This window comes from Chryseobacterium contaminans (genome assembly GCF_001684955.1).
In the GTDB taxonomy this organism is placed as follows: Bacteria; Bacteroidota; Bacteroidia; order Flavobacteriales; family Weeksellaceae; genus Chryseobacterium; species Chryseobacterium contaminans.
In genome coordinates, this window is the sequence record NZ_MAYF01000025.1 from 1 (window position 1) to 11,335 (window position 11,335).

General features: G+C 37.9%; 11 protein-coding genes. 2 read left to right on the forward strand and 9 right to left on the reverse strand.

The window, feature by feature from the left end; genetic code table 11:
* The first annotated feature begins 149 nt into the window (after positions 1–149).
* Positions 150–1,580 (forward strand): MocR-like pyridoxine biosynthesis transcription factor PdxR, encoded by a 1,431-nt coding sequence (gene pdxR / locus BBH99_RS02875; RefSeq protein WP_066691736.1) that lies wholly within the window; start codon positions 150–152, stop codon positions 1,578–1,580.
* A gap of 332 nt (positions 1,581–1,912) precedes the next feature.
* On the opposite strand, the gene BBH99_RS02880 is transcribed toward pdxR, so the two are convergent.
* Entirely contained in the window at positions 1,913–3,049 is a 1,137-nt protein-coding gene (locus BBH99_RS02880; RefSeq protein ID WP_066691738.1) for an NAD(P)H:quinone oxidoreductase, read from the reverse strand.
* Positions 3,050–3,133: 84 nt separating this feature from the next.
* On the opposite strand from BBH99_RS02880, the gene BBH99_RS02885 reads away from it, so the two are divergent.
* Positions 3,134–3,937, forward strand: coding sequence for an AraC family transcriptional regulator (locus tag BBH99_RS02885; protein WP_185111026.1), 804 nt, complete (start codon positions 3,134–3,136; stop codon positions 3,935–3,937).
* Here BBH99_RS02885 and BBH99_RS02890 read toward each other — a convergent pair.
* The 8 genes from BBH99_RS02890 to BBH99_RS02920 form a co-directional block, all read right to left on the reverse strand.
* Positions 3,919–4,575 (reverse strand): DUF6766 family protein, encoded by a 657-nt coding sequence (locus BBH99_RS02890; RefSeq protein ID WP_066691742.1) that lies wholly within the window; start codon positions 4,573–4,575, stop codon positions 3,919–3,921. The genes BBH99_RS02885 and BBH99_RS02890 overlap by 19 nt on opposite strands.
* A gap of 3 nt (positions 4,576–4,578) precedes the next feature.
* Complete coding sequence (locus tag BBH99_RS02895) at positions 4,579–6,102, reverse strand: FAD-dependent oxidoreductase (protein ID WP_066691744.1); 1,524 nt, start codon at positions 6,100–6,102, stop codon at positions 4,579–4,581.
* 23 nt (positions 6,103–6,125) lie between these two features.
* Positions 6,126–6,284 (reverse strand): hypothetical protein, encoded by a 159-nt coding sequence (locus tag BBH99_RS22225; protein WP_165601869.1) that lies wholly within the window; start codon positions 6,282–6,284, stop codon positions 6,126–6,128.
* A 22-nt stretch (positions 6,285–6,306) separates the two neighbouring features.
* Positions 6,307–7,053, reverse strand: coding sequence for an SDR family oxidoreductase (locus BBH99_RS02900; protein WP_066691746.1), 747 nt, complete (start codon positions 7,051–7,053; stop codon positions 6,307–6,309).
* 5 nt (positions 7,054–7,058) lie between these two features.
* Positions 7,059–7,856, reverse strand: coding sequence for an SDR family NAD(P)-dependent oxidoreductase (locus BBH99_RS02905; protein WP_066691748.1), 798 nt, complete (start codon positions 7,854–7,856; stop codon positions 7,059–7,061).
* Between the two features lie 5 nt (positions 7,857–7,861).
* Positions 7,862–8,362 (reverse strand): CinA family protein, encoded by a 501-nt coding sequence (locus BBH99_RS02910; protein WP_066691750.1) that lies wholly within the window; start codon positions 8,360–8,362, stop codon positions 7,862–7,864.
* 226 nt (positions 8,363–8,588) lie between these two features.
* Positions 8,589–10,727, reverse strand: a complete 2,139-nt coding sequence (locus BBH99_RS02915) for a catalase (protein ID WP_066691753.1) — start codon at positions 10,725–10,727, stop codon at positions 8,589–8,591.
* A gap of 58 nt (positions 10,728–10,785) precedes the next feature.
* The gene (locus BBH99_RS02920; RefSeq protein WP_066691757.1) at positions 10,786–11,163 is read right to left on the reverse strand and encodes a hypothetical protein; all 378 of its coding nucleotides are present in this window, start codon (positions 11,161–11,163) and stop codon (positions 10,786–10,788) included.
* Positions 11,164–11,335: the final 172 nt, after the last annotated feature.

Consider the following 11,335-nt stretch of genomic DNA (forward strand, 5'->3'; position numbering starts at 1 on the left):
TGCATACGTTTCGTGAAAGTCTTTTGAACTGAACTGTTTTTTGTCCATGATTTTAAAATTTTAAAGGTTTTGTGCTTCATTGCATGACAAAATTATTTTATATTTGGACTGTTTAAATGATTCAGTTTTTATATAAATAGGTAGTCCAGATGCTCAGACCTTGGAAATTAGAATTCGAAATTGATAAAAAGCTTGATAAAGCCGTTTATTTACAAATAGCAGACACCATTATTGGAGATATCCGTTCCGGGAGACTAAAGCCTGGAGATACCCTTCCGGGGAGCAGAAATCTGGCAACGATGTTGAAAATCAACAGAAATACGGTGGTAGAAGCATATCAGGTTTTATTGAATGAGGAATGGGTAATTTCTAAGGAGAGAAAAGGAATTTTTGTTTCGGATCAGCTTCCCGTTTTACACAAAAATAGAATTGAAAGGCTGTCTGCTGTATTAGCTAATCCGGGACCAATTCAGGGAACAATGATTCATTTTGATGATGGTCATCCGGACAGTAACATAGCTCCTGTAACAGAATTGGCAAGAGCCTACAGGCAGATTTTCGGAATTAAAGCAAAATGGCAGATGATGGGATATGGAGATGAACATGGAGATATAGAATTCAGAAAGATGATCTCTCAGATGCTGAACCATCAACGGGGTATGCAGATCCACGAACGGGAAATATCCATTACAAGAGGAAGTCAGATGGCGATGTTTCTTACCGCTCAGAGCCTTTTAACTTCAGGAGATTATATTATTGTTGAAGATCCCGGTTATCAACCGGCATGGCAGGCTTTTGAATATGCGGGAGCCCAACTTCTTCCTGTTTCTGTTGATGAAGAAGGAATCAATATACTGGCTATTGAAAAGATTTTATCTCATCATAAAAATATAAAAGCTATCTATATTACTCCTCACAGGCAGTATCCAACAATGGTTACCTTAAGTTTATCAAGGCGTTTAAGACTGATAGAACTGGCTAATCAGCATAATATTACGATCATTGAAGATGACTACGATAATGAATTCCACTTTGGGTATCGCCCCATTCTTCCCATTTCAAGCTTCCCTGAACTGAATCATTATGTGTATGTCGGAACGTTAAGTAAAGTGGTAGCTCCAGCTCTCAGAATTGGATATCTGGCCACTAAAAATCAGGATTTGCTACAAAAGATCGGAAGTTTAAGAAAAATCATCGATGTGCATGGAGATGTAATTATGGAACAGGCCGTTTTACAGCTAATCAAAGAAGGAGCGGTAAAAAAGCATATCAGAAAAGCAACAGCTCATTATAAAAACAAAAGAGATTTTGTATACAGCCTTTTGAATAAGCACATGAAAGAGGTTGCTCATTTTACCCTGCCTGAAGGCGGATTGGCATTTTGGATTGTTCCAAAAACAGAATTAGATTGGGATAAGGTGACCTCATCCCTATTGGAGAAGAATATTAAGATCATTCATCCCAAACAATACAGTAGAAATAAGGTCAATGGTTTCAGGTTAAGTTATGGTTCAGTCTCAGAAGAACAGCTGGAACAAAGTATACCGATTATTGCAGAAGTTTTTAATCAGTATTGGTAATAAGGTTCCCACAGATTCCACAAATAGCGCAGATCTTATTCAATTTAATTTATAAGCTCTCTATCCATAATCATCTGTGCTAATCCGTATAAATCTGTGGTGGAAAAATCTGCTCAATCAGCAAGATCTGCGAGATATAAAAAGTTCCCACAGATTCCACGAATAACACAGATTTTATCAGTTTACTTATTCATAACCATCTGTGTAAATCCGTGAGACCTGTGGGAAATTATAATCTCTCCTAAAAACTTAAAAATAGCGCAAATAATCATCCATTTGCACTATCAATTTATTTTATAATCAGTGAAAATTGTGTTATCTGTGAGGAAGAGCTACTCTACTTCAAAAACAGCCTGAATTTCCACCGATGAATTCACAGGAATGGAAGAAGCTCCGAATGTTGCTCTTGCATGCTTGCCTTTATCACCAAAAACCTCAGCAGTAAGATCAGAAGCTACATTCATCAGATCAGCATGTTTGGTATAATCGTCTTTCGTATTGAAAATTCCCGTTAACTGCACACATTGCTTTACTCTACTCAGATCTCCGCCAACAGCTTCATTAAGAACAGACAAAACATTAAGCATAGTCACTCTGGTAGCATCTTTTACCTGCTGTTCGTTAACCTCAACGCCTAATTTTCCGGGATTGAAAATCTTTCCATCCTTTAAAGCAACCTGGTTGATGAAAACAAGATTTCCTGAACGGACAAACGGCTGATAATTTCCTGCAGGTTTAGGAACTTGTGGAAGAACAATATTTTTCTGTTTTAAAATTTCATTAAAATTCTGATGATTTTCAATGATAGATGCTGTTCTTTTTGGGCGGGTATCCTTTAAAGCTAATGATACTTTTGCAAAATTCCTTCCCTGAAGTTCTGCTAAAGTTCTCTCTCCTTTTGTAGGACGTTCAACATCTTTCAGAGAAGCCATAGTGGTAATCCCTAACACAGAATTTCCCTGTGGAATAGCTTTGTTAAGCTCTTCAGTACCACGGATGCCGTTAGAAACTAAAATCATTCCGTGTACAGCAAGACTGTTCCGAAAAGCCTGAAGCGCTAATTCTTTACCTGCACCGCTTCCTGCTGACATAAATACAGTTGCCGGAACTCCTTCCAAGGCATGATTAGTCCAAAGCTGAACGGTTTTAGATAAAAATTCACTCATTCCCGTACTGATATTTCCAAAATAAACAGGGGATCCGAAAGCAATTCCATCATAGCTTGTAAGTTCATCCACAGTGGCAACAGGGAGACTTTTCAGGTTAGGATTTTGTGATGGTTTAACCAGTTTGATATAAGAAGTCGCAGTGTTTTCGCTCTCAATACCCTTGGCTATTTCCTTGGCCAGTTCGTAAGTTCCGCCATTATCTGAATGGATAAGAACCAATATTTTAGCTTTATTCTGTGCCATAATTTGTGTGGTGTTAAATAGTAAAATTAAAATAAAAAAAGAACATATTTTTTTCATTCTGAACAGGATATAAATTAATAGTACAAAATTAATAGTGGCGTTTTTATTAAATTTGCCAAAAAATATATACAAAACGACATTATGAAATGTGGAATGATTGAAAAAACTGAGAGCCAGTTTGTAGATGCTATTGAAAAAGAAGCGTATGTATGGCTTGAAAAAAACTGGAAGCATGATGATTATGAACATACTCACAACCGGGCTCAGCTTACATTTGTGGAAGATGGCTACCAGTATTTTCATATCGATCAGAAAATTTATCTGGTTCCACAGCATCATGTGATCTGGATTCCTTCCGGAAAGGCTCATAAAATTACTTCCGAAGCAAAAACGGTTAATCTGATGGTCTTTCTCTTCAAATCTGTTTTTGAGGAAGAATTTTATCAGAATGTTCATGTATTTGCGGTTCCGCCGGTTTTAAAGGAAATGCTGCTTTATGCTTCAAAATGGAATCAGTCTCTGGATGAAAATGAAGAACAGGATATTTTCTTTAAGGCCATATTAAAGAGTCTGCCGAACTTTTGTAAAGAAAGTAACGGGCTTGAGATTCCTATTCCCAAAGACAAAAGATTAATTCCTGTGTGTAATGATATCAATTCCAACTTTAAATACAATCTGGATATTGATTCTTTGGCAGCCAAGGCTCAAATGTCTGTACGAAGCCTGCAGCGTATTTTTAAAAATGAAACCGGAATTACCTTACAGAAATACCTGCAACTGACCAGAATATTAAAAAGTATTGAACTGATTGATACAAAACAATATACTTTAAGCGAAGTAGCTTATAAGGTAGGTTATCAAAGTTTATCAGCCTTTACCTCATCCTATTTTGTGGTGATGAAAGCAAAACCTAAATCTCATAAAAATCATGGGTTTTCATCATGAGCCATATCTACCGGTTTGGATTCAGGAGATCCTTTTTCCCTGAGCCAGATAGACAAAATCACAATGGAGGCAACTGCAAGGAACTCACTTTGCCAGTTCTGAAAGGATTCAAACCAGAATCTTGATTCTGAAAAATACTGCATAGCGGTAACCGGAGGTTCTTTTTTCATGGCCTGTTCATTATTATAATTCTTAAGGCTTCCATAAAAATGTAATCCGAAACTGATCAGAAAAAGCAAAGCAAAAGCGAGAGACAGAGAATGCTTATAGATTTTCAGCCAGATTCCTCCTTTTTTGACAGGCCAAGGTGCTTTGGGATGCGGTACCGGCTCTCTGTCAACCTCTTCAGTCCCTTCCAAAGGTTTAGATTCACTGGAACCTTTCTGCCGGAGAGATATCGTTAATAAAACATAGAGCATCATCTGAAGAAATTCACTTTCCCAGTTCTCAAAAGTTGCCTGGATAAAATGGCCGCTATAAAAATATTCATGAATGGATAAAGCCGGAAACCCGTTTTCTTCCAGTTCTTTGTTCTCGGTTTTCCAGCCGGTAAAAAATTGTCCCGTGAGTGATAGAAGCATAAGGATAATGACGGTTATGCTTAAACTGTTTCGGTAAAGAAAACTTGTACGGGCCATTATTTATTTTTTTTGAAATGGAAAAATTTTATCAAGCGGTTTTGTAGACGGTCCGGTAAGCATCTTACCATTGACATTAAATCTGGATCCATGACAAGGGCAATCCCAGCTCAGTTCTGCACTGTTCCAACGTACTTCACAGGATGCATGCGGACATGTACTTCTCAGAAGATGAAAAGTTCCATTAAGTTCTTTGTATAAAGCATAAGTTTCTGATTCATATCGGAATACTTTTGCTTCTCCGGGCTTGATTTCAGATAAGGAATCAATTCTTTCAACAAAAATTTTATCTTTTATATAATCAAAAGCTACTGAAGCATTTTCTTTGATAAAATCTGTAAATCCGGCAATGGGTTTTATTCTTGACGGACTGAATAGATGTTCATATTTACTTTCTCCTGTAATAATAAGGTCATGCAGAATTTGTGAAGAAAGTGTTCCGAAGATCATTCCGTTTCCTCTGAATCCTGTGGCGACATATATTCTATCTTTGGTTCCCGGTAATTTACCGATGTAGGGTAAGCCGTCTATAGGTTCATAATACTGGCTGGACCAGCTGAAATAGGTAGTTTCAACATCGAAATGTTTCCGGACATAATTTTCCAGCCTTGAAAAGCATTCTCCGGTATCATCAGAATGTCCTGTTTTATGATCTTCACCTCCTGCAATCAACAGATTTTCTCCTTCAAATTCCTGTACTCTGTAATAGTGATAAGGCTCGCAGAGATCGTATCCCAATTCTCTTGGATAATCATTATCTTTTAAACTGAATGCCATTGCATAGCTTCGGTAAGGAGCATTGGTAAAATGGAGAAGATTAATTCCCGGAGGAATATGAGTAGCATACACTACATTTTTTGCCTTTATTTCTCCTTTTGAAGTGGTAAGCACAATATAATCATCATGTTCTTTATACCCTTCGCAGATGCATTTTTCTTCAATAGCTCCTCCCAGTTGAATGAAGGCTTCACAAAGTGCTTTGATATATTTTATAGGGTGAAAATGCCCTTGTGCAGGGATAAGCACTGCTTCTCTGAAAGGGATAGGAAATGAAATTTCATTTACATAAAGCATTTCATGACCTACCTCAGCGGCTCCGGTTACAATATCTTTCAACTGTTTTTCCTGGTTTTCATCCAATGCAAATAGATAAGCCGACTTTCTGACGAAATCACAACTGATGCCGTATCTTCTGATATTGTTCTCAATCAACTGAATGGCATCTTTTCCTGATTCTGCATACAGTTTGGCATTCTCCAGTCCGAAATCTTTAATGACCTGTGCAAAGGTGGTATCAAAGAAATCATTTAAATGAGCCGTTGTGCCTCCTGTTGTCCCGAATCCTATGTTAGCTGCTTCAATAATAATGCATTTCTGTCCGGATTCCTGAAGCTTCAGGGCGGTGGAAACACCTGTGATCCCACCGCCTACTATAGCGGTATCAAACCATTCCGTGAGATCGTTTTCTGTTGAGAGCCTCTTAATCTCATTCTGCCATATGCTTTTTCTGGCGCCGTCTCTATACATAACCAGTTGTTTTTAAAATTAGACTATCTGATATTTAGGGTGTCATTCTTTGCTTCTGCATTCTTGTTAACCTCAATATTATCTTTCTTTTTATCGGATTGTTCATCTTCTTCAAGATTACATCTGCATGAAGCAAATGAGAATAATCCCAAAACGCCTAAAATAATTGCTGTTGTTTTCATTTCAATTTAATTTAATTATGTGTTAACCATTTACGATAATTCCGCCATTGGGATGGATAACCTGTCCGGTAATCTGTGAGGCATCATCACTGGCCAGAAAAAGGAAGCTGTGAGCTACTTCTTCGGGAGTTGCATTCCTTTCTAAAGGTGGTTTATTAGGATTTTCTTCTTTCTCATCAAAAGTTTCTTCTGTGAGCGGTGTTGCTACTGGTCCGGGAGCTACTGCATTAATGCGGATTCCCTTGGGTTTTGCCTGTAATGCCAGTGAACGGGTAAAAGATACAATAGCACCTTTGGTCGCAGAATAATCTAGCAATTCCGGATGTCCTTCATAGGCTGAGACTGAGGTTGTATTAATCACGCAGCTTCCCTCTTTCAGGTAAGGAAACACTACTTTTGTAAGGAGAATCATTCCGACAATATTGGAGTTGAAAGTATTGCGGATATTTTTTTCTTCAAGCTCTTCAATAGAATCAGCCGGAAACTGAACTCCGGCATTATTAATGAGAATATCAATTTTCCCGAAGGCTGAAATGACTTTCTGAGCCGTTTCTTCACAGAACTCATAATCATTGATATCGCCCTGAAAAACAATACATTTTTTACCCAGGTTTTCAATTTCGGCTTTTGTTTTTTCAGCATCCTCATCACTTGAATGATAAATAATCCCGATATCTGCTCCTTCCAGCGCAAAAAGAAGAGCTACTGCCCTGCCTATTCCACTGTCAGCCCCTGTTATGAGAACAGATTTGTTTTCCAGCTTTCCCATAATCTTTATTTTTCGGTTACCGGTTTTTGCATTTCAGACATTCTGTGAGCCGCCATACTGTCTGTGGAAAGGTTAGACATGGCTACAGAAAATTTATTCTTTAATCCTGAAATCACTTTATCTTCATTATTCATCAATGCATTATAGCCGTCAATAGCAACTTCTTCAGCAGAGGCCAGAGTGTCTTTATCTTCAACAATTTTGCTTCGGTTCATATCCGCTTTATTGAAGAAATCTGTATCGGTAGGCCCTGGTAAAAGAGCAGTTACCGTAATTCCTACATCTTTAAGTTCCTCCCTGATGGCTTCAGACCATGAAAGGACAAATGCTTTGGTTCCATGATATACCGAATGCCACGGACCGGGAACTTTACTGGCCACGGAAGCCAGATTCAGAATTTTTCCCGATCTCTTAGGCAGCCGGTCCTTAATAAACAGTTTGGTTAATATGATGACAGAAATGATATTAAGATTGACAATGTCTATTTCACGGTGAATATCTGTTTCCTGAAATTTTCCATAGACGCCCTGGCCGGCATCATTAACCAGGATTTCAGGGCTTATACCATTCATTTTCAATTCTGAATAAAGGGAATAGGCTTCATCCTGTGAGAACAGGTTTTTAGAGATGGGAATGGCATTAATTCCATACTCTTTAAACTCATTGGCTCTGTTTTTAAGTTCTTCATAATCCCGGGCTACCATAATAAGGTCGTAACCGTTTTTAGCAAACTGTTTAGCCAGCTCATACCCTATTCCGCTGGTAGCTCCGGTAATCAGGACATATTGATTTTTACGCTCCATGGTTTTTATTTTAAAATTAAAAGCCTGTTCAGTTCACTTTTAAAGCACCCTAAAATAAACTCTGTATAATATAGCTGGGCATTGAGAGCCTGGGTTTTAGGGTGCAGTTCCAGTTTTTTGGTAAGGATAATCTCTCCTTTATATGAAAATGAGAAATAAGCAAATATTTTATAAGAAGAATTACGGATGGGAGTGCAGTATCCAGTGGTTGAAATAGACCAGTCGGATTCAAAAAGGCTGGCTACATTTAAAGCCATGGTTTCTGCAATATTTTCCGAAACGCAGTCACATTCTTCAGCTTCTTTTTTATTTACTTTTAATAATCTTACTTTTTCCGGTAAAGTATAAGCCGTAATCCCGCCTTTGTATGTTAAAGAGGCGTTGGGCATCTGTGAAAAAGCCAATTGTAAGCAGCCTGATGTTACACTTTCAGCAATAGAAATAGTTTCATCGGCTGTCATCAGACAATGGCTTATATATTCGAGAAGATTTCTTTGAAATTCCATAACATTTTGTTTTTGAAAATATTGATTAACAATTTGTTTTATACTTTGACAGCTTTCAAGACCATTGGCTATCCTTATCCATTCATCATGATTAAAAGGTCTTCTTATTACCGATGAATGCGAAAATTATTGTCAGGTTATCAGAAATTCTGGGATCTTTAATGTTGAAAAACGTTCACTTTCATAAAGTATATTAAGTGTGATATGGTGTGAAGGATGTTTTAAATTATGATTGGGCATTTCTCTCTATTTCAAGATCCCAGACTCTATGTTGGGCAATAGCATTGATGAATAGATCCGTTGGGGTATCATCTTCCCATGTAATGATTCCCGGATCCTCATGTTTTTTTGAAGCTACATTACTGTTATGATAAAGGGGTTCCGTATCTGATCCAAAATAAAGGGCTTTGCAGTGCTTATAAGCTTCATTGATAAAATGGAGAACCAGATGTTTGTTTTCAGGGACTATAAGTTCTTTTACAGAATCTTCACCTGAGCAGATAACAAGAGCATCAAAACAGACACTGGCAGTACTGGTTAAAGAATGTTTTGGAGTAAGCTCTGAACCGTCATCAGTTCTTACTTTAGCCAGGCTCGGTGCAATGAATTCCACACGTGCTCCTTCTGCTTCAAGTTTTGTTTTCAGATCATTTACCTCCTTATGATGCACACCACTGGCCATAATAAACCCGATCTTTCTACTTTTAATCGTGTTCTTAACCGTGTTTTTCATGCTCAGTGCCTCTGAAACTTTCGTTTTAGGTTCTCTTTCCTCACTTTGCAGTTCTACAATATTACTGTCTGCCGGTAAGCTCTGGTTCGGCCAATCCAGCTTCTTAACTTCTACTCCCAGCTTTTCAGCAACACGCCATGCAAGGAACATATCAACGTATGCTAATTGTCCTACCACTCTTTCTCTTACAGAAGGAAGGGTAACTTTTGACAATTCAAAAATTAGGGCATTTTGAAGATGCTCTTTTTCAGGTGTTGACTGGCTGTTGTAAAATAATTTTGCCTGGGAATAATGATCTACAAAGCTTTTACTTCTTTCACGGATTTTAGCCCCTGACACTCTTTCTTCCTGGGATACAAAGCCTCCTTCAGACATCATTGCCTGGAAAGGACATCCTCCGCCTATGGAATTAGGGTCATAACTGCTTTTCCCTTTAACAATCTGCTGTCTCATGTGCCCGTCCCGTTGGTTATTATGAACCGTATTAAGAGAGCGGTTAATGGGTATTTCATGGAAGTTGGGAGATCCAAGCCTTGACAGCTGAGTATCGGTATATGAAAATAATCTTCCCTGCAACAGCGGATCATTAGTGAAATCAATTCCAGGTACGATGTGCCCCGGATGGAAAGCAACCTGTTCTGTTTCTGCAAAAAAATTATCAGGATTTTTATTTAAAGTTAACGTTCCCACAATTTCTACCGGAACTTCTTCTTCAGGAACAATTTTTGTGGGATCAAGAAGGTCAAAATCAAAACGGTCTTCGTCTTCTTCAGGAATCAGCTGTACTCCGAAATCCCATTCAGGATAATCTCCGTTTTCGATAGCTTCCCAAAGATCCCTTTTATGAAAATCTGGGTCTACTCCTGAAATAGTCTGGGCTTCATTCCAGGCTACAGAATGCACGCCGAGCTTGGGCTTAAAATGAAATTTCACAAAATGTACTTTTCCTTCTTCATTAATGAATTTAAAAGAATGCACCCCGAACCCTTCCATCATTCTTAAACTTCTCGGAATGGCTCTGTCACTCATCAGCCACATGATCATATGCATACTTTCCGGCATCAGTGAGATAAAATCCCAAAATGTATCGTGGGCAGATGCAGCCTGCGGAATTTCATTATCCGGTTCTGGTTTTACGGCATGGATGAGATCCGGAAATTTGATTGCATCCTGAATAAAAAATACAGGCATATTGTTCGCTACCAGATCATAATTCCCTTCTTCTGTATAAAATTTTATGGCAAAACCGCGTACGTCTCTTGCCAGATCGGTACTTCCTTTGCTTCCGGCTACCGTAGAAAATCTTACGAAAACAGGAGTTTCCTTACCCAGTTCCGTTAAGAATTTGGCTTTTGTATATTTTGCAAGACTCCTGGTAAGTTTAAAAACTCCATGAGCACCAGATCCGCGGGCATGAACTACTCTTTCCGGAATTCGTTCATGATCGAAATGGGTGATTTTTTCCCTGAGGATAAAGTCTTCAAGTAACGACGGTCCTCTGTCTCCGGCTTTTAAAGAATCCTGATTGTTGTTGATCTTTAGCCCCTGATTGGTCGTCAGCTTTTTGTTCTCATTAGAAGTGCTGTGCTGTTTCAGCTGGTCTGCTTTTTCATTATGTTCTTCAGGTTTCATATTCTATTGATTTTTAGATTGGTGTATATTTAAAAAAGTCAGATAAGGCTTCGTAAACTCAGTCTTTATCGTTTTCCAGCATATTGAGCAGTTTACTGATATATTCTTCTTCTTTTAATACTTTATAATAAGCTGTTTTGGCATATAGCGTAAAAGAAGGTGTTTCAATTCTTATTTCAGCATTCATTCCAGAAGAATCCATTATATTTTGGGTATGGAATTCACGGATATGAAGGATATATTCTTCTATATAACTGTCTATTACCTTTTTTAAAGCTTCACATTTTGCATTGCTTTTGATCTTTTCCAGTGATTTAATCAAAAAAGCAGTGACTCCATATGAGTTGATAATGCCGGGAAATAAGGATTCATTTTCAATCGCATTATTTTTGTCATTCAATCCGGAATGCTGTAAAGTGTCATTTTCAAAAACCATATGTAAAAAGTTATTAGTTATTGGAAGCCTTTAAATATTGTTCAAAATAATGGAGATCATCTTTATCCTTAATGGAAAGGTAGAACATGACCTGTTCCGGTTCTTTTAACCCTATGCTGCTGAAGCTGTCAAAATGAGCAATGAATGCCTGAATGTTTTCAATATCAATATC